At 45.2% G+C, this 17,898-nt stretch carries 16 protein-coding genes and 1 pseudogene; 13 read left to right on the top strand and 4 right to left on the bottom strand.

Features of this window, described 5'->3' with window-relative positions:
• Window positions 1-18: 18 nt before the first annotated feature.
• The 5 genes from DSOL_RS16180 to DSOL_RS16160 all read left to right on the top strand — a co-directional run bounded on the left by DSOL_RS16180 (window position 19) and on the right by DSOL_RS16160 (window position 6,595).
• Window positions 19-1,170, top strand: coding sequence for a thiolase family protein (locus DSOL_RS16180; RefSeq protein ID WP_075365866.1), 1,152 nt, complete (start codon window positions 19-21; stop codon window positions 1,168-1,170).
• Between the two features lie 34 nt (window positions 1,171-1,204).
• On the top strand, window positions 1,205-1,972 hold the full coding sequence (locus tag DSOL_RS16175) for a 3-hydroxyacyl-CoA dehydrogenase (protein WP_075365865.1): 768 nt from the start codon (window positions 1,205-1,207) through the stop codon (window positions 1,970-1,972).
• Window positions 1,973-1,994: 22 nt separating this feature from the next.
• Complete coding sequence (locus DSOL_RS16170) at window positions 1,995-3,131, top strand: acyl-CoA dehydrogenase family protein (protein ID WP_075365864.1); 1,137 nt, start codon at window positions 1,995-1,997, stop codon at window positions 3,129-3,131.
• A 19-nt stretch (window positions 3,132-3,150) separates the two neighbouring features.
• Window positions 3,151-4,341: a CaiB/BaiF CoA transferase family protein gene (locus DSOL_RS16165; RefSeq protein ID WP_075365863.1), complete on the top strand. Its 1,191-nt coding sequence runs from the start codon at window positions 3,151-3,153 to the stop codon at window positions 4,339-4,341.
• Window positions 4,342-4,525: 184 nt separating this feature from the next.
• Window positions 4,526-6,595, top strand: coding sequence for a sigma-54-dependent Fis family transcriptional regulator (locus DSOL_RS16160; protein WP_235838853.1), 2,070 nt, complete (start codon window positions 4,526-4,528; stop codon window positions 6,593-6,595).
• Window positions 6,596-6,685: 90 nt separating this feature from the next.
• On the opposite strand, the gene DSOL_RS16155 is transcribed toward DSOL_RS16160, so the two are convergent.
• The 3 genes from DSOL_RS16155 to DSOL_RS16145 all read right to left on the bottom strand — a co-directional run bounded on the left by DSOL_RS16155 (window position 6,686) and on the right by DSOL_RS16145 (window position 9,379).
• Window positions 6,686-6,994, bottom strand: coding sequence for a zinc-ribbon domain containing protein (locus tag DSOL_RS16155; RefSeq protein ID WP_075365861.1), 309 nt, complete (start codon window positions 6,992-6,994; stop codon window positions 6,686-6,688).
• Between the two features lie 191 nt (window positions 6,995-7,185).
• On the bottom strand, window positions 7,186-8,799 hold the full coding sequence (locus tag DSOL_RS16150) for an ABC-F family ATP-binding cassette domain-containing protein (RefSeq protein WP_075365860.1): 1,614 nt from the start codon (window positions 8,797-8,799) through the stop codon (window positions 7,186-7,188).
• Window positions 8,800-9,022: 223 nt separating this feature from the next.
• Entirely contained in the window at window positions 9,023-9,379 is a 357-nt protein-coding gene (locus DSOL_RS16145; protein ID WP_075365859.1) for a carboxymuconolactone decarboxylase family protein, read from the bottom strand.
• Between the two features lie 141 nt (window positions 9,380-9,520).
• On the opposite strand from DSOL_RS16145, the gene DSOL_RS16140 reads away from it, so the two are divergent.
• Both DSOL_RS16140 and DSOL_RS16135 read left to right on the top strand, forming a co-directional pair.
• Entirely contained in the window at window positions 9,521-9,691 is a 171-nt protein-coding gene (locus DSOL_RS16140; RefSeq protein ID WP_083642648.1) for a DUF2164 family protein, read from the top strand.
• A gap of 149 nt (window positions 9,692-9,840) precedes the next feature.
• Window positions 9,841-10,347 carry a DNA-deoxyinosine glycosylase gene (locus DSOL_RS16135; RefSeq protein ID WP_075365858.1) on the top strand — a complete coding sequence of 169 codons (507 nt, stop codon included), beginning with the start codon at window positions 9,841-9,843 and terminating at the stop codon, window positions 10,345-10,347.
• A 42-nt stretch (window positions 10,348-10,389) separates the two neighbouring features.
• On the opposite strand, the gene DSOL_RS16130 is transcribed toward DSOL_RS16135, so the two are convergent.
• Complete coding sequence (locus DSOL_RS16130; RefSeq protein WP_075365857.1) at window positions 10,390-11,730, bottom strand: ATP-binding protein; 1,341 nt, start codon at window positions 11,728-11,730, stop codon at window positions 10,390-10,392.
• A gap of 223 nt (window positions 11,731-11,953) precedes the next feature.
• Between DSOL_RS16130 and DSOL_RS16125 the strand changes: the two genes are divergently transcribed.
• The 6 genes and pseudogenes from DSOL_RS16125 to DSOL_RS16105 all read left to right on the top strand — a co-directional run bounded on the left by DSOL_RS16125 (window position 11,954) and on the right by DSOL_RS16105 (window position 17,882).
• Complete coding sequence (locus tag DSOL_RS16125; RefSeq protein ID WP_075365856.1) at window positions 11,954-12,544, top strand: Uma2 family endonuclease; 591 nt, start codon at window positions 11,954-11,956, stop codon at window positions 12,542-12,544.
• On the top strand, window positions 12,541-14,349 hold the full coding sequence (locus DSOL_RS16120; RefSeq protein WP_075365855.1) for a MutS family DNA mismatch repair protein: 1,809 nt from the start codon (window positions 12,541-12,543) through the stop codon (window positions 14,347-14,349). Before DSOL_RS16125 ends, DSOL_RS16120 begins: the two co-directional genes overlap by 4 nt.
• Window positions 14,350-14,363: 14 nt before the next feature.
• Window positions 14,364-14,510, top strand: coding sequence for a DUF523 domain-containing protein (locus tag DSOL_RS28925; RefSeq protein ID WP_235838852.1), 147 nt, complete (start codon window positions 14,364-14,366; stop codon window positions 14,508-14,510).
• Window positions 14,511-14,516: 6 nt separating this feature from the next.
• Window positions 14,517-15,084: pseudogene (locus DSOL_RS16115) on the top strand (Uma2 family endonuclease).
• 175 nt (window positions 15,085-15,259) lie between these two features.
• Window positions 15,260-15,499, top strand: coding sequence for an ATP-binding protein (locus DSOL_RS16110; RefSeq protein WP_075365854.1), 240 nt, complete (start codon window positions 15,260-15,262; stop codon window positions 15,497-15,499).
• 364 nt (window positions 15,500-15,863) lie between these two features.
• Complete coding sequence (locus DSOL_RS16105; RefSeq protein ID WP_075365853.1) at window positions 15,864-17,882, top strand: methyl-accepting chemotaxis protein; 2,019 nt, start codon at window positions 15,864-15,866, stop codon at window positions 17,880-17,882.
• Window positions 17,883-17,898 lie beyond the last annotated feature (16 nt).

Here is a 17,898-nt window from a genome sequence, read left to right as displayed (position 1 = left end):
GAAAGGGTGGTTAATCGGATGAGAGAAGCAGTAATTGTACAAGCGGTAAGAACTCCTGTAGGACGGAGAAATGGATTCTTGAGCGGTCTTCGTTCCGAGGATTTGGCGGGACTTGTTCTGAGAGAGGTAGCGAAGCGGGTGGGAGTGGACTCAGCCTTGGTCGAGGATGTGTTAATGGGCTGCGTCTCGCAAGTGGGGGAGCAGGCGTCCTGTATCGGACGGCAGGCAGCCCTGATTGCGGATTATCCGCAACACGTCCCTGGTTTGACGATTGATCGTCAGTGCGGCTCCAGCCAGCAGGCCGTCCATTTCGCCGCCCAGGCAATTCTGGCCGGGGACATGGATGTCGTCGTGGCTGCGGGCGTAGAGAACATGTCAAGAGTTCCTATGGGTTCAAACGTTAAAGGGACGGAATTATCAAACGAGTTAATAACACGTTATGAGATTATCAATCAGGGTCTCTCGGCGGAGCGGATCGCGGAGAAATGGGGCCTCAGCCGGCAACAGATGGACGAATTCTCCCTAGAAAGCCACGAGAAGGCACTTAAATCCCAGGAGGAAGGGCGTTTCGAACGGGAGATTATGCCGGTAAGCGTGATCCTTCCCGATGGTAGCCAGGCGATTGTTAAAATGGATGAGGGCCCACGGCGGGATACCAGTCTGGAAAAGCTAGCCAATTTGAAGTCCCCCTTCCAGGAAAACGGTCTGGTCACAGCTGGTAATGCCAGTCAGATTTCGGATGGAGCGGCAGCTGTGCTCGTCATGTCCCGGGAGAAGGCGGAAGAACTGGGACTTAAGCCTCGCTTCCGCATAATAGCCCGGAGCGTCATAGGTTCGGATCCGACGCTGATGCTTACTGGACCCATCCCGGCCACCGCCAAGGTGTTGGCTAAAGCTGGCCTCACCCTTGCGGACATTGATGTCTTCGAGGTGAATGAAGCTTTCGCTGCAGTCCCTCTGGCTTGGCTGATGGAAACGGGAGCTGATCCAAGGAAACTTAATCCCAACGGCGGAGCCATTGCCCTCGGCCATCCACTAGGTGCCAGTGGAGCTCGGCTGATGACGACTATGATGCACGAACTGGAACGAACCGGCGGCCGTTATGGACTTCAAACTATGTGCGAGGGACATGGAATGGCCAATGCCACGATCATCGAGCGGCTAGACTAAATAAAGATAAAGATAAAGAAAGGAGCAACGTGCGATGGATATGAAGCAGGTAGTAGCGTTTGTCACCGGAGGGGCCTCAGGTTTAGGCGAAGCGACCGTGCGAAGGATAGTAAATGACGGGGGAAAGGTGATGATTCTCGATCTAGCGGTGGAGAGAGGCGAGAAGTTGGCTGTCGAATTAGGGGGCAGTGCCTTGTTTCAGAAGACGGACGTTAGCAGCGCAGAGAGCGTACAGGCGGCACTGGAAAAGACAATTGAGGGATTTGGCCGTGTGGATGTTGTTGTGAATTGCGCCGGGATTGGGGTTGCGGAAAAGGTGCTGGGCAAGAAAGGACCTCATGCTCTGGAAAGTTTTTCGAAGACTTTACAGGTGAATCTTATTGGCAGTTTTAATGTTATTCGCTTAGCGGCAGCAAAAATGGTGGACAATGAGCCCAATGCAGGGGGGGAGCGAGGCGTGATTATCAGTACCGCCTCTGTGGCTGCCTTTGAAGGACAAATTGGGCAGGCTGCCTACAGCGCGTCTAAAGGGGGGATTGTAGGTATGACTCTGCCTATCGCCCGGGAGATGGCGGTCCACTGCATCCGTGTGATGACAATCGCACCGGGTCTCTTTGAAACACCGATGTTTGATTCCTTGCCAGAGGAGGCCCGCAAGTCGCTGGGCGCAATGACCCCCTTCCCGTGCCGACTCGGCTTCCCGGAAGAATATGCCCTTTTGGTCAAAAGCATTATAGAAAACCCGATGCTCAATGGCAGTACTATCCGTCTAGATGGGGCCATCCGAATGCAACCTAGGTAAAGAAAGAAGGGAGAGATGGAAGATGGACATTTATTCGGAAGAACACAAAATGTTTCGTCGAGCCTTCGTAAAGTTTGTGGAAAAGGAACTCTCTCCCCATGTTGAAGAGTGGGAAGAACAGAGGGAGATTCCCCGTTGGGTATGGCGGCGTATGGGCGAGCAGGGTTACCTCTGTCCTTGGCTGGAAGAGAAATACGGTGGTTCGGGGGCAGATTTCGGATTCTCTGCCATCATAAGCGAGGAACTAGCTAAAGCTGGAGTTGGAATCGGGCTTGGGCTGCATAGTGACATTATCGCTCCCTATATACAGGCCTATGGTACAGAAAAACAGAAGATTGATTGGCTTCCCGCCTGCGCCCGGGGGGAGAAAATTCTGGCCATCGCCATGACAGAGCCCCAGGCGGGCTCCGATCTTCAGGGAATGAAGGCTACCGCTGTCCGGGATGGTGACGAGTACATTATCAACGGGTCGAAGACCTTTATCAGTAATGGGATTTTTGCCGACTTGATTATCGTGGCGGTCAAGACCGACTCGGGGACGATGTCGGGCAGTAAGTCAATCAGTCTAATAGTGGTGGAAGACGGGACACCCGGCTTCTCTAAGGGCAAAAAAATGAGCAAACTGGGGATGCACAGTCAGGATACAGCGGAACTCTTTTTCGATAATTGCAGGGTGCCAGTGTCAAATCGCCTGGGCGAAGAAGGCAAGGGGTTTTCTTATCTGATGGAGAAGCTCCAGCAGGAGCGCCTGATCTCGGTCCTAGGTTCCCAGGGTTTGGCGGAGCGGATGCTTGCCGATACGATCACTTATGTCAAGACGAGGGAGGCTTTTGGCCAGCCTATCGGTAAGTTTCAACATAACGCCTTTAAGATTGCTGAAATGGCCACAGAGGTCGAGATTGGGCGGGTATTCGTGGATAACCTGATCGCTGACCATATGGCAGGCCAGGAGATTGTAGCCAAGGTTTCCATGGCCAAATACTGGATCGGTGAGATGGCCAATCGGGTAGCCTACAACTGCCTCCAGCTTTACGGTGGGTATGGATATATGGAGGAGTATTCCATTGCCCGGCAGTACCGTGATGTGCGGGTGCATACCATCTTTGCGGGAACATCGGAAATTATGAAGCTCATCATTGCTCGCAAGTTAGGGCTTTGATTAGGGAGGAATGGGATGGATGTATCAGCTCTTAAACGGGGTGCGAATCCTAGATTTAACTCGGCTTCTTCCTGGAGGGTATGCCAGTCAGTTACTAGCTGACCTAGGAGCAGAAGTGTTGAAAGTGGAAGAACCAGGGCAAGGGGACTATCTGCGCTGGATGAAACCTTACTTGCCCGGTACGAAGGAAAGTGCCCTTTACTGGTCACTGAACCGGAATAAAAAGAGCCTCAAGTTGAACTTAAAAAGCACCGAAGGTCGAGAAGCTCTTCTCCGCCTTCTTGTTAAGTATGACATCGTTCTGGAAGGGTTTCGGCCCGGAGTGATGGATAGCTTGGGCCTCGGTTATAAGGATTTGTCAAAAATAAACCCTGCCGTCATTCTCTGTTCCATATCCGGCTATGGCCAGACCGGGCCGTATAGCCGACGTTCAGGTCATGATATCAATTACATGGCCGTGAGCGGGGCTCTGGGTCTCACAGGGCAAGCCGGGGGAGCGCCGGTTCCTCCGGCTGTACAGGTGGCAGACATCGGCGGCGGTGCACTTATGGCAGTGACTGGGATTTTGAGCGCCTACATCGCCCGCTTGCGGACGGGCCGGGGACAATATATTGACGTCTCTATGCTGGATGGGGTGGTGTCCTGGATGGCTATGCTCTATGCCCAGCAGGCAGCCACCGATTCCACGATGAATCGCGGGGAAGGGATCTTGAACGGTGGAGAAGTCTGCTACGGCGTTTATGAGACCATGGACGGTCTATATATGAGTCTGGGAGCCTTAGAACCTAAATTTTGGCAAGCTTTCTGCCAGGCTGTAGAGCGTCCCGAGCTCATGGGCAAGCAGTTTGATCGCGACCCGGACGTTTTGGCGGAGGTGGAAAGGGTCTTTAAAAGTAGAACACAGAAGGACTGGGCAAGCTTCTTCAGAGATAAAGATGTTTGCTGTGAACCGATCTTGGAGCCGTCGAAAGTTCGGGAGCACCCGCAGATTAAGGCGCGGCGTCTTTTTATTTCCCTCAGTCATCCTCAAGGTGAAACCGTAGAGAGTGTGGGAAATCCTCTTAAATTTCCGGAGGAAAGGGAATTCCCCGATCAGGCCCCTCCTTGGTTTGGAGAACAGACGCGTGAGGTTTTGCGAGAGGTGGGGTTCACCGAGGAGGAGATTGAGCGCTTAGAACATGTCAACGCCCTGAATAAAGAGTCAATTTAAATGGATAATGAATTAGGGCCCCTCGGATTTGACGAGGGGCCCTAATTATCTAAAACATGAAAGTTCTGAAAATTAAAGGAATCGCTGGTGGGAGGGGAGAAATAAAACGAAAGGGACCCTTGAAAAGGTTCGTGAAGATGGATGTATCTTCCCTAGGATAATGGTGAGGTGAGCTAGTTTGCTAATGAGCGATATGATGACTCGGGATGTTCCGCTTCTCCATCCCAAGGATAATCTAGGGCAGGGGGTAGCACTTTTACGCTGGACTAAGCTGGATGCCTTACCAGTGGTGGATGAAGATGGTTTGTTGATCGGGATCTTTACCAAAGCCAATGTGCTGGATGCCTTTCTGGCTGGGGCAGAATCGTCGGAAGCAATTCAGCAGCATTTTAACCGCCAAGTAGTGACAGTAGAAGCTAACACTCCATATTGGGAGGTAGAGCAACGGGTGAAACAGAGCTCGGTGGGCACGGGTGTAGTGGTAGATAAAGAGGGAAAAGCGCTTGGGATTTTTACCAAGGTGGATATGATTATGGCGCTTTTCCAAGAAGCGGAACAATTGGCCGTCGAACTCAATACAGTGTACCAGGCCATGCCCAACGGAATCATCGTCGTGGATCGAAATAACCGCATTCAGCAGATGAATCTCTCAGGGGAGAAAATCCTCGACTTGAAGCAGGAGGCAATCAAAGGATGTCTGTTCGGCAGCGTCTTTCCAAGTTTGGATCTGAGCGGGGTACTCAAACAGTCGCAACATCTGGTAGGAGTGCAAACTCAAATGAATAAGGTAACTGTTCTTTGCAATATTAGCCCGGTGGGCGAGGTGGCGGGGGCAGTGATCGTTTTTCAGGCTTTGACTGATTTCGATCAAGTTGCACAAGAATTAGATGCGACCAAGCGATTGTACGAGACTTTGCTCACTGTAACCAACATTGCCTACGAAGCGATCTTTGTCGTGGACGACCAGGGAAAAATCACGTTGGTCAATGAGGCAGCCTGCCGCTTTTTTGGTAAGAGAGAAAAAGAGCTTTTGCAGCGGCCTGTAGATCAAGTGATCGAAAATACCCGCATTCTCCGGACATTAAAGACTGGAATGGCGGAAACCAATGAAATCCAGGTCATTAACGGTCGGGTCTACATTGTCTCTCGCCTACCGATCGTGCGCCAGGGCAAGATCATCGGAGCGGTAGGCAAAATCGTCTTTCAGAAGCTGGAAGAAGTGAAAGATGTTGCTGAGAGGCTAGCTCAGATGGATCATGAGCTGAAATTTTACAAGGAAAAGGCGGGCGCTGCTAGACTAGCTGTAACTTTTAACCAAATCGTCACAGTAAGCCAGGATATGCGCTGCTTAAAGCAAGGGGCGGAGATGGCTGCACGGGGAAATTCCACGATTATGCTGACAGGGGAAAGTGGCACAGGCAAGGAACTCTTTGCGGAGGCCATTCATCAGGCAAGTCCCCGCCGTAAAGGACCCTATGTCAAGGTCAATTGCGCCGCAGTTCCGGAAAATCTTCTGGAGTCAGAATTTTTTGGGTATGCAAGCGGGGCATTCACTGGGGCACAAAGAGGGGGCAAAGCAGGTAAATTTGCCATAGCTAACGGAGGGACGCTTTTTCTGGATGAGATCGGGGATATGTCATTCAATTTGCAGAGCAAGCTTTTGCGGGTGCTGGAGGACAAGAGTTTTGAGCCGGTAGGGAGTAATGAATCGATAAAAGTGGATGTGCGGATCATAGCAGCTACCAACAAGGACCTCATCCGGAAGGTGGAGTGCGGCGATTTCCGTAGTGACCTTTACTACCGTCTCAATGTGATCCATTTTCATATTATCCCTATGTGCGATCGTTTGGAAGACGTCATTCCCCTCGTTCATGTTTTCTTGGAACGCCTAAATCAAGATTTCGGCAAACAGATTACTGGCATTTCCCCGGACGTGCTCAAAATTCTCGTCGGTCATCGTTGGCCGGGGAATGTACGGGAATTAAAAAATGTGATTGAGAGGGCGGTCAATTTTGCCTCCGGAGAAATGCTAGAACTTGAGGATTTGCCTTTTTACCTCAGGGAACAAAAATTAGAAGTCTCCTTACCGTCGGCGAAGGTTTGGAACCTAGAAAATGCTCATGAGCACTTGGATAAAGAAACATTGGAAAAGGCTTTACTGAAGATGAAGGGCAACAAGTCGGAGGTTGCTCGGCTCTTGGGGATTTCACGTTCCTGGCTCTATGAAAAAATGCGGCGATATGATATTCATTAGGAAAGGGAAGGGGTCTACTTAGTAAATTATTAGGTAAAGAAAAAACCCTCCTAAGCCTTTGAAGCTAGGAGGGTTTCTACTATTAACGATTTACCAATTGCTGCGTGTGCGTGGTTGATAGCACTCACGGCAGTAAACTGGTTTGTCACCAGAAGGTTGGAAAGGAACAGTAGTTTCTTTGCCGCAAGTAGCGCAAATTGCTGGGAACATTTCGCGTTGTTGACGAGCATATCCACCGCCGCCATTGTTTCTGGTTTGTGCTTTTTTAGCTGCACGGCACTCTGGGCAACGACCAGGTTCATTGGTAAACCCTTTTTCAGCATAGAACTCTTGTTCAGACGCTGTAAAATCGAAGTCCCGACCACAGTCTTTGCAACTTAACACTTTGTCATTAAACATTTAAAAAAAACCTCCACTATTATATTACCCGCTACATGGTAAGTTCATCAGCCTCTTCCCAGAGCTTTTGGCAATAGAGAAGGTTTGCATAAATCCATTAGTATTAACGAGCTTTCATCAGTATATCTAAAAAATAGATATATGTCAAATAATAAATAAAGTTTCTCCTATTTGACATGTATCTATGTCGCTTAACTGTACATGGTCTCTAATAATGCTTTTACATCTTCATTTTCTAAATATTCATCAAATGTCATTTGACGATCCAAAAGCCCTTTGGGCGTGATTTCAATGATTCGGTTAGCAATCGTTTGGACAAACTGGTGGTCTTGTGAGACGAATAGTATATTTCCATCAAGGTTCGTCAATGAATTATTGAGAGCAGTGATCGACTCCATATCCAAGTGGTTGGTTGGTTCATCCAACAACTGTACATTCGCACCGCTGAGCATCATTCTAGAAAGCATGCACCGTACCTTTTCCCCCCCGGAAAGAACACGGGCCGACTTCAGAGATTCGTCCCCTGAAAAAAGCATTCTTCCTAGAAATCCTCTGACAAAGGATTCATCAGGGTCTTTAGAAAATTGTCTGAGCCAATCCACTAGGCTCAAGTCTGTATCAAAGTAGGAAGAGTTATCTTGCGGAAGATAAGCTTGTGTTGTTGTAATTCCCCAACTGAATTCTCCATCATCGGGGAGAATTTCACCCATCAAAACCTTAAACAAGGTCGTCTTAGCATTGCCGTTGGGCCCAACGAAAGCAATTTTATCCCCTTTATTTACAATAAACGAGAGGTTGTCTAGTACCTTTTCGCCTGCAATGCTGACTGTTAAGTTCTTAACAGTCAAGATATTGTTACCCGCCTCTCGGTCTGGTGTGAAAGCGATATAAGGATATTTGCGGGAGGATGGCTTAATATCATCAAGTGTCAACTTATCAAGTTGTTTCTTACGGGAGGTTGCCTGTTTGGCTTTGGAGGCGTTGGAGCTAAATCTTTGGATAAACCTCTGCAGTTCCTCGATTTTATCTTCTTTTTTCTTATTAGCTTCTCTCATCAACCTCAAAGCTAATTGACTGGATTCATACCAAAAATCATAATTGCCGACGTAAAGTTGGATCTTGCCAAAATCGATATCAGCAATGTGCGTACACACTTTATTTAAGAAATGGCGGTCATGAGAGACGACAATAACGGTATTTTCATAATTGTATAAGAAGTTTTCCAACCAGGCGATCGATTGTAGGTCCAAATGGTTGGTAGGTTCATCCAATAACAAGATGTTGGGATTGCCAAATAGAGCCTGGGCGAGTAACACGCGAACTTTTTCATTTCCGCTGAGGTCACGCATCAAAGCACCCTGAAGTTCCTTACCAATACCTAACCCCATTAATAATTCTGAGGCTTCAGCCTCAGCTTGCCAACCATTGAGTTCAGCAAACTCGCCCTCCAGTTCGGAAGCTTTAATTCCATCTTCCTCTGAAAAATCCTGTTTTGAATAGAGAGCATCTTTAGCTTCCATAATCTCATATAGTCTGGCGTGACCCATAATTACAGTCTTAAGCACTTCGGAATCTTCAAATTCAAAGTGATCTTGTTTCAAAACGCCTATTCGCTCACCAGGCGTAAGGATGACATCACCACTAGAAGAGTCAATTTCACCAGAAAGAATTTTTAGAAATGTGGATTTTCCAGCGCCATTGGCCCCAATCAAGCCGTAACAGTTTCCGGGAAGGAATTTTACATTGACATCTTCAAATAATGCCCTTTTGCCGAATCGTAAGGTTATCCCACTGGTACTAATCATTTTTTTTATCGTTCCTTTATATTGAATTTGATTTTTCCTTAGAATATACTATATCATTTTATTGCGAGAAGATATAGATAAATGGAGGGAGAAGGGGTAGAATTGCAACAATAACCTTATCTTAAGTATTATGGGCATTAAAGTGCCCCCATACCTAATCGAAAGGCTGAGGGCTTTCGCATAGTTGTTGATCATTAAGATGAATTGTCTTAGATTTAGAAAATTAGTGAATCGGATCGACGTCTGCTTCTCCCAAGATACTTCTCAGGATCAAAATACCGGACATAGTTTTAGGAAATCCTGCGCTGGGAGCCACCAAGAGAATGGCGTGTTCAATTTCTTCTTTAGTGCATCCGCTACTCAGAGCTTTTAGAATATGCGTTCTTAAGGCTCTTGAGTATTGGCACTCAGTAGATAGAGATACCTTAATTAACCAACATGTCTTTTCATCTAAAGGACCACCCTCTTCATGGACTAACCGACCGTATTTTTCATAGGCACTATAAATAGTCTCGTGGTGTTCAGTAAAATATTTCAAGTTAATTTCTGTGCTGTCTAAATTATCGAAATAATCATCCATTCAAATCGCTTCCTTTTACAGTTTTTAACATATCCTCTCCAGACTATAAATTATTATTCATATTAACAGGATCATTTTTTGCCCTTAGTCCAAATTCAAAACGCAAAATATTATAATGAAGATCATAAGGGGGATAAAACGTTGCCAAAAATAGAAATAGAACTGAAAAAAGAAGTCAGAGAGGTTCTCGTTGAGAATTTGAAGAGATATTTTTGGAACGAGAGGAACGAAGAACTTAGTAATTTAGGAGCGAAAATATTACTCGATTTCATCGTAAATGATATCGGACCTGGCAAGTTTGGTCGTACATAAAAAATGCGGTTTTCGCGAAATCGGTTTTCGTAAGAAAGTTGGCAAAATGAACGGAACTTGGCCTGACACACTTCTGGTTGAACGTAGAAGCGAAATGGTGGGGGTTGATTAGGAATGGTAACGATCTTAATGGGGAAGAGGGGCAGATTTTGAGTCAGGTTAGTTCGTTTCCGCCCATCATTGATGAAGGTGCGCGTGTTTTGATTCTTGGCTCCATGCCGGGGGTAGAATCCCTTAGATTACAACATTATTATGCGAATCCCAGGAACCATTTCTGGAAAATAATTTATAATCTCTTCGAGGCGGAAACCAGTCCGACCTATGAAGAAAAGGTGTCCTTTGTTATGAGTAAGAAAATTGCCTTGTGGGATGTCATCCAAAATTGTCAAAGGGAAGGAAGTCTGGATTCAAATATTCGGGATGAACAAGTCAATGATTTTTCTGGTCTTTTTCAGGCCTATCCCAACATAGAAACAGTTATTTTTAATGGGGGAAAAGCGTACGAGACCTATAAAAAGTGGATCGGATTCAATGATGTGCCAAATTTAACGTTTCTGAGACTTACTTCCTCGAGCCCGGCGAATACCAAGAGATTTGAAGAGAAACTGAGAGAATGGAGTGTCATCAAAGAATTAATATTACCATTCCAGGCCTAGGCCCCCAAAAAACGACAGTTCCTCAGGAATGAGAGAAGCGTTCTAATTCATGGCATCATGCCCCTCGATCCAATCAATAAACTGTCTTGCTGTTCTGGCAGAACGACCATTATACCAGAGTGCCCATTGCAGGGCCTCTCTTTGTAGTCTGTCTTTGTCGATTTTTAGATTTCTTCGGGCTGCAATTCCAGCAACTATTTTCAGATACTGATTTTGGTCGGGTGAAGAAAAAACAACATTTATCCCAAATCGATCCGCGAGGGAAAGCTTTTCTTGCATGCTGTCCCTCGCATGCACTTCTTCACTATGGTTGCCCGACTGCAAGCCGGCTCTCTCGCCAAAATACTCCTTGACTAAATGCCTACGATTGGAGGTGGCATAAATTAGGATGTTGGGTGTCTTGCTTTCTAAGCCACCCTCCAGTACCGCTTTAAGGGAAGTATAGTTTTCTTCGTTATCTCCAAAGACCAGATCATCGACAAAGATAATAAACTTTTGCGCCCTATTTTTCAATTGCCTAATAATCAGAGGAAAATCAGCGAGATGGGCTTTAGGAACCTCCAGCATGCGCAGTCCTTGCGTATGATATTCGTTGAGTATGGCCTTCACGGTGGATGATTTACCAGTGCCCCGATCTCCATAAAGAAGCACATTATTGGCTGGAAAGCCGTTTAAAAATTGAAGAGTATTTTCGATCACCCTTGAACGTTCGTTTTGGTAATCTACTAGTTCGTCTAAAGTGATTGGATCAGGGTTATCGATTCCCTTAAGGTAGCCATGCCCATCAGCCCTCTCCCAAACAAAGGCAGAGTAGCGCGCATATATGCCGCAACCGTATCGTTTGTGGAAATTCTTAAGATCTTCCAGACACTCATCCCAGCGGTTGCTTGTGAGGAATTTTTCTTGTAAATGGTTTATGTGATTCGGACTGCTGAGAATGAGACTTTCTAATGTCCAATCAGGAAGTCCTTCTAGTATAGGATTAAAGCATTGGTTCTTAAACAACTCGGTTATTTCAGCTTTGAGCAGCGTTGAATCAAGCTTTGCTACTTGCTGAAGGCCTCTTAAATCATTGGCAACGGTTTTTTCGAGGGCGTCGTCAGAGCTGCCGTTCAGCAAAGCTTGTATCTTCAAGGTAAAGGGATTCTCATCAAAGATTATCTTATCTATGATATAGTCAGTTAATGAAAGCGAATTGCTTTTGGCCAGCTCAAAGTAAAAATCATTATATAAATTGATCATTTCTCTAAGTTGAACGTTCGCTTTATCTAAGTCGATGAGCAGGGCTCTTAGTTTACTTAAGACTTTATCCTCTAAAAGTCCCCTGTAAATTGAAAGAGAATCCAGTGCCAATAAAGTAGTGGTCAGTTTGCTTTGTCTCATGATTTTTCCTCCAGTAATTGTTCTCTACTTAATAGATCTAATTAATAGACAAGTATAGCATTCGTGAAATCATTTTTCCATTAACATCAAGGAAATTAACGGACAGTACTCAAGGAGGGGTATTGCGTGCCCAAAATGTGGTAATAGTTAGTTGGTTAGTGTATAATGCTGTTAAATCACGAAAAGAAGTTCGCTGGCTTAAGAAGAATGGGGAGACGATAGTATGAGTGAATCTATTGGAGCCTTTTTACAAAAATATACCTATACTGACTACGTGACATGGCCAGAAGACAAGCCTATGGAGTTAATTGACGGAGTACCCTACGCTATGACGCCCGCTCCTTCTAGAATCCATCAAAAGATAAGTGTAGAATTAGTTCGTCAAATTTCTACCTATCTTCATGGGAAAACGTGCGAAGTATATGCAGCCCCTTTTGATGTTAGACTGACAGATATCAATGAAGCAGATGAAGAAATTAACAATGTGGTTCAGCCAGATATCTCTATTATTTGTGATCAGGAAAAATTAGATGATAAAGGGTGTAAAGGCAATCCGGATTTAGTTATGGAAATTATTTCTCCATCAAGTATTTCCATGGATTACATTAAAAAATTATACCTATACGAAAAGTATTCTGTGCGTGAATATTGGATTATTCACCCCATAGACAAAATTGTTATGGTTTATAAGCTTATACAAAATGGTAAATTTGCTAGGCCTGAAGTCTATCAGATAGATGAAACAATAAAGTTAGGGATATTTGATGATTTTACAATTTCATTGGCCAATGTTTTTAGGGGATCAAGCAATTGAAAGAGCCAAAAGAACAGTACGAGAAACGAAAGACGTATTATAGGCGGAGGTTAGAGAAACTAACACGAACGATTAATCGATTAAGCAATGTAAGACTCCTTACTTTCCTAGTGGGCTGTGGGCTGGCTGTATTTTTTTATATGACCCAAAGATCATCTTTGGGTCTTGGAATGGTTATTTTCACTGTCGCTTCTTTTGCCGCGCTGGTCCTGTGGCATCAAAATTTAAAAACACGCCAAAACTATATCCAGGTACTTTATGAAAACTATGATCAAGCTTTAAGCCGTCTAGGCGGAGAGTGGAGAAACTTCTCCGATACGGGAGAGGATTTTAAAGATCCCACTCATTCTTATTCGGAAGATCTGGATATTTTTGGTCTTGGATCACTCTTTCAATGGATTACTACAGCAAAAACCTTTAGGGGAAGGGAAACCCTAAAAGAAGTTTTGACCCAGCCACCAGGAGAGGTTGAAATCATTCGAAAAAAGCAAGAAGCAATTCAGGAACTTGCAAGAAATCTTGCTTGGCGACAGCGGTTTTTAGCGGAGGCTAGAATGACGAAACGTCCGCTGAATTCTCCAGAAACAATCATTGAGTGGGCGAAGTCATATGATGCATCCTATCTGCGACTTGGGGTGGTTATTTTAGCTCGTGCCCTCCCCATAATTACGATCACGTTTTTGCTTATGTATCTTCTGACCTCAAGCGTTTCTGTATGGTATCCACTTGTAGGTCTTGCGATTCAGACGATTATTCTCTTTCTAGGAAGAGAACGGGACAAAACGCTTAATGCAGTTTACACATATAAAGACAGTATAAAAATTTACGAAAAAATGCTCGAACGGTTTGAAAAGAGAAATTTTCAAGCGGAACACCTCCAAACCCTGAAAAAAGGTTTACGTGACCGGGACGGCAAGCCGGCCTTTGAACAAATCCGGAAGCTTTCAAGTTTGGCTGATCTCATAGCCAACCGGGGAAACGCGATGTTTCTGATCATCAATATTCTCACTCTTTGGGATATCCAGTGTATGATCTCCTTGGAATCATGGAAGGAGAAGTCGGGTCGTTCTCTTGGCCGCTGGGTAGATACCATTGCCGAACTGGAAACACTAAACAGTCTGGCGATTATTGCAATGGATCACCCGGAATGGGGAGTACCAGAGATAACCTCGGGAAATTCGGTAATTACCGCGGTTAATATGGGGCATCCGCTCGTAAGAGGAGCGGTTTGTAATGATTTAACCATGGAGAAGAACTCCGGGATTTTGTTAATTACGGGTTCAAACATGTCTGGCAAGAGCACCTTGCTGCGGACAGTGGGCATCAATCTTGTTTTGGCCTATGCTGGAGCCCCCGTGTTTGCCCAGCAGTTTAGCTGTTCGATGTTTCAGATTTATACCTGTATGCGGGTGAGCGATAATCTAGGGGAAAGTATCTCTTCGTTTTATGCAGAATTACTGCGCATTAAACAGATCGTAAGCTCAGCGAAGACAGAAAGAAAAATTTTCTTCCTATTAGATGAGATTTTCAAAGGGACTAATTCGCAAGATCGACATGCTGGGGCTAAGGTTCTGATTCGACAATTAAGCAAGGCCGGGGCCATTGGTATGGTATCAACTCATGATTTGGAATTGGGAGACTTGGAACGCGAAAGTGACCGGAAAATCCGCAACTATCATTTCCGCGAATACTATACAAATGATGAAATTCATTTTGACTATAAGCTTCGGCGGGGGATTTCAACCACGCGCAATGCCATGTATTTGATTAAAATGGCAGGTATTGATGTTGACGAAATGTTGTAGGTGAACGAATCGGAATGTTAAAAATTTGGGGGTATGTTAACCAGAGAGAAGGCGGTATCACTATGATTATTGTAAGCGCGTGTTTGCTCGGGCTGAATACCAAGTATGACGGTAAGACGAATACTCATGCTTTGCTTCAAAAATACAGTGCAGTGCGATGACGGACGATGAAAACAGGATACTTGTACACTTATGCTGATTACTTATCTTGGCCTGAAGAAGAGCGTTGGGAACTTATTGGCGGGGTACCCTATGATATGACCCCAGCACCTTCAACTCGGCATCAAGAGATCTTGGGAGAATTGCATCGTTTATTCTCTCAATACTTATTTTGTAAGCCATGCAAAGCCTATCTTTCACCCGTTGACGTTCGACTTCCGCAAGGAGATGACAAAGATGAGGGTGTTTTGTCAGTTGTTCAGCCCGACCTATCCGTTATTTGTGACCGAACCAAAATCGATGAGCGTGGCTGTAAAGGAGCGCCTGACCTGATCATTGAAATACTTTCCCCCTCCACAAACGAAAAAAGATTTTGGCGTTAAACTACGTCTTTATGAAAGTGTCGGGGTTTCAGAGTATTGGCTGGTTCATCCCAATGATCAAACGATTCTGGTCTTTTCCTTGAAAGAAGGAACTTATGGAACGCCCACGATCTATAAAGCTCCTGATGACGTTCCAGTTCAATTATTTCCGGAGTTTTTTATTCCATTAGCTGAGGTCTTTTTAGTCTTTTGATGTGCATTACTCATATTAAGTAGCGGCGGCTTTGGGGGATATATCCTAAAGGCGCCACTTGTCTTTTCTATTGTAATTCCAACGAATTAATGGTATTCTCTCATAGTACAATACCCCCGTATGGTATGAAAAGCCATTTCCGGATTTTATTATGAAAGCGGTAAGGAGCGAAACCATGAATAAAGCATATATTGACCCTGAAAAATGTGACAGCTCACCCATGTGCCCGGCGCGAAGGTCTTGTCCTGAAAAAGCGATAAGCCAAGAAAAACTCGGTATATTAAGGCGAGGTGTGGCTGTTGTTGACCCTGAAAAATGCGTTTCTTGTGGGGTGTGTTTAAAAATGTGCCCTCATGGAGCGATCGCAATGAGAGCACCTTCGGCTGGCCCCAAGTCAAAGAAAAAGAAGAAGTAGAAGTAGAAGTAGAAGTAGAAGTCGCCATACGCTGTGTCAGATACCTGACATTTATTTTGTTACATGGGATGTAAACTAGTTATGATAAAAAAGTGTCAAAACGTCCGATAAGAACGCTTCAAATTCGTTTCTTAGGGGTGGTATTAAAGTTTAGACGTTTGCGGAATGACTGAATATTAGCCTCGAAGAGATTTGTTTCTCTTCGAGGCTACTTTGTCCTGCTAATAGTTTCACGCAAGGACATCGACAATTTTAACATTACATAGCCTTAATCCAGCCTAATTAGTGAACTTTTTATTTAGTAAATAATGTGAGAAAATAGTCACAAATTTTAATATAATTGAGAGCTGGGGGAGAATTTAAAATGTCTGAGCAGATTAAACGTTCTATGTCAATTAAAACCCGTATTACCCTTATGGCAGGTTTGGTGATTATTGTTGTGGTGGCAGCTTTATCCGGAGCAAGCCTTTGGAATGCCCAGAAGCTCCTCAAAACGAGTGAGCTTCAAACGGAAAAACTTGTGGATCAGGGAATCCAAGATGAATTCGTTAATCGCTTAGAGCGTGCAAAGTCTTCGGTGCTAACGATGACCATGAACCCGGATGTGACTAAGGCTTTAGCAGAACGAGACCGGGCTACACTCGCTCGTTTAGTTCAGCCTGTTTTCGAAGTAATCAAGAAAGATGGCTTTAGCCAACTTCAGTTTCATCTTGCGCCTGCCATTTCGTTCTATCGAGCGCATTCGCCCAACAAATTTGGGGATGACCTTTCTAAAATTCGGCCTACGGTCGTGACGGCCAACAAAGAGCATAAGACAGTGGAAGGACTGGAGGAGGGTGTCGAAGGATACGGCTTCCGAGTAGTGGTACCCGTTAAGTATCAAGATCAGTGGGTTGGTAGTGCAGAATACGGAATGGATTTTGGCAAAGACTTTTTAGCTGCTTTGCAGAAGAAGAACCCTGGAGATTACTTCATCTATCTTCTTGATCCCTCTACTTCTATGGTCAAAAATGTTAAGGAAAATGGGGGGCTGCTGGTTGGTACTGGCAACGATAATTTTCCAGTAGCGGAAAGCTTGGTGAAATCTCTTGTCAATGGACAAACTCAATTTACGACGAGCGGGGATGGCCAGTCTAATGTTTTGCTCATTCCTTTTAAAAACTATCAAGGGGAAGTAAAAGGGTATATCAAGGCCGTGCTCTCTCGACAAGGAGTAGTACAAGAGCTAAACACCTTGAGAATTTGGGTTTTCATGGTTGGGTTACTGGTTCTTGTCTTTGGTGTTGTTTCAGGCTATTTTGTTTCCTTAACCTTTACCCGACCGCTGATTCAATTAACAGAAAATGCTGAGGTCCTAGCCACAGGCAATTTGAACATAACAATTAAAACGAGTTGGTATGGAGAGTTAGAAACCCTGGCTCTCGCTATGAAAAAGATGCTTCATAATACAAAGGAAATATGCGTCTCGATCAATCAAGCGGTTAGGCAGGTCGAGGATTCGACGAGGGAAATTTCAGTTGCGACAGATCAGACATCGAATGGAGCAGACCAAGTGGCTGCGAGTGTCAGTCAGGTAGCCAATGGATCTCAAAAAATTGCAGAAAGTACAAGTGAGATAGGTGTACAAAGTAAGGGGATTAATCAAAGCGTCCAAACTTTGGCTGGACATATGGAGCGTGTTATGGTCAGTACCGCTGATGTCACGACACGTACACTGCGCGGGGAAGAAATCATGAGGGATTTAGCGCAGAAGATGCAAATCTTTGCGGCTAAAGCGGAGGAAATCCAGACCGGAAGTTATCTTCTTAAAGAGCAGACGGGACAAATCCGCGGGATTACTCAGATCATTACTGGGATTTCCGAACAAACAAATCTTCTTGCCCTTAATGCAGCGATCGAGGCGGCTCGCGCAGGGGAAGCCGGGCGTGGGTTTGCTGTAGTAGCCGAAGAAGTTCGTAAACTGGCTGAAGGATCTAAGCAAAGTGCTTCCCAGATTGCGAGCTTGATCGACGAAGTGACTCTTAATGTCGAGAATTCAGCCCGTGCGGCAGAAGAAGCAGTCGATTTGATCGAGGAACAATCAGGAATTGGGGATCGGGCACTGAACCAATTTACAGAGATCTCCCAGGGAACTCAATCCGTCGCTCAACTGCTGGCGGAGATGGAGGAAGAAGTCCGTCAGGTTGTCCAGATGGAGGAGGCTGTCACTAGGTCAGTTTATGAGGTTGCGGCCATGTGCCAAGAAGATGCGGCAGCCGCAGAGGAAATTGCCGCCTCGACGGAAGAAATGAGCGCAACGATCAGTACAATTCGCGATAGTGCGAGACAGTTGATAGTATTGATGGAGGAACTGAAGGACCAGAGTACGCGATTTGTGATTTGAAGTTGGGATTCTAATC

Source organism: Desulfosporosinus metallidurans, assembly GCF_001936615.1.
Taxonomy (GTDB): Bacteria; Bacillota; Desulfitobacteriia; order Desulfitobacteriales; family Desulfitobacteriaceae; genus Desulfosporosinus; species Desulfosporosinus metallidurans.
The sequence above is the reverse complement of the archived record's forward strand: the minus strand, read 5'-3'. Positions and strand labels throughout refer to the sequence as shown.

What these genes read in the sequence shown, in the direction of transcription:
- DSOL_RS16110 (WP_075365854.1), top strand. Translation starts at nt 15,260, where the DNA reads ATGAATAAAGCATATATTGACCCTGAAAAATGTGACAGCTCACCCATG.
- DSOL_RS16180 (WP_075365866.1), top strand. Translation starts at nt 19, where the DNA reads ATGAGAGAAGCAGTAATTGTACAAGCGGTAAGAACTCCTGTAGGACGG.
- DSOL_RS16160 (WP_235838853.1), top strand. Translation starts at nt 4,526, where the DNA reads ATGAGCGATATGATGACTCGGGATGTTCCGCTTCTCCATCCCAAGGAT.
- DSOL_RS16165 (WP_075365863.1), top strand. Translation starts at nt 3,151, where the DNA reads ATGTATCAGCTCTTAAACGGGGTGCGAATCCTAGATTTAACTCGGCTT.
- DSOL_RS28925 (WP_235838852.1), top strand. Translation starts at nt 14,364, where the DNA reads ATGTTAAAAATTTGGGGGTATGTTAACCAGAGAGAAGGCGGTATCACT.
- DSOL_RS16125 (WP_075365856.1), top strand. Translation starts at nt 11,954, where the DNA reads ATGAGTGAATCTATTGGAGCCTTTTTACAAAAATATACCTATACTGAC.
- DSOL_RS16170 (WP_075365864.1), top strand. Translation starts at nt 1,995, where the DNA reads ATGGACATTTATTCGGAAGAACACAAAATGTTTCGTCGAGCCTTCGTA.
- DSOL_RS16105 (WP_075365853.1), top strand. Translation starts at nt 15,864, where the DNA reads ATGTCTGAGCAGATTAAACGTTCTATGTCAATTAAAACCCGTATTACC.
- DSOL_RS16150 (WP_075365860.1), bottom strand. Translation starts at nt 8,799, where the DNA reads ATGATTAGTACCAGTGGGATAACCTTACGATTCGGCAAAAGGGCATTA.
- DSOL_RS16130 (WP_075365857.1), bottom strand. Translation starts at nt 11,730, where the DNA reads ATGAGACAAAGCAAACTGACCACTACTTTATTGGCACTGGATTCTCTT.
- DSOL_RS16145 (WP_075365859.1), bottom strand. Translation starts at nt 9,379, where the DNA reads ATGGATGATTATTTCGATAATTTAGACAGCACAGAAATTAACTTGAAA.
- DSOL_RS16175 (WP_075365865.1), top strand. Translation starts at nt 1,205, where the DNA reads ATGGATATGAAGCAGGTAGTAGCGTTTGTCACCGGAGGGGCCTCAGGT.
- DSOL_RS16155 (WP_075365861.1), bottom strand. Translation starts at nt 6,994, where the DNA reads ATGTTTAATGACAAAGTGTTAAGTTGCAAAGACTGTGGTCGGGACTTC.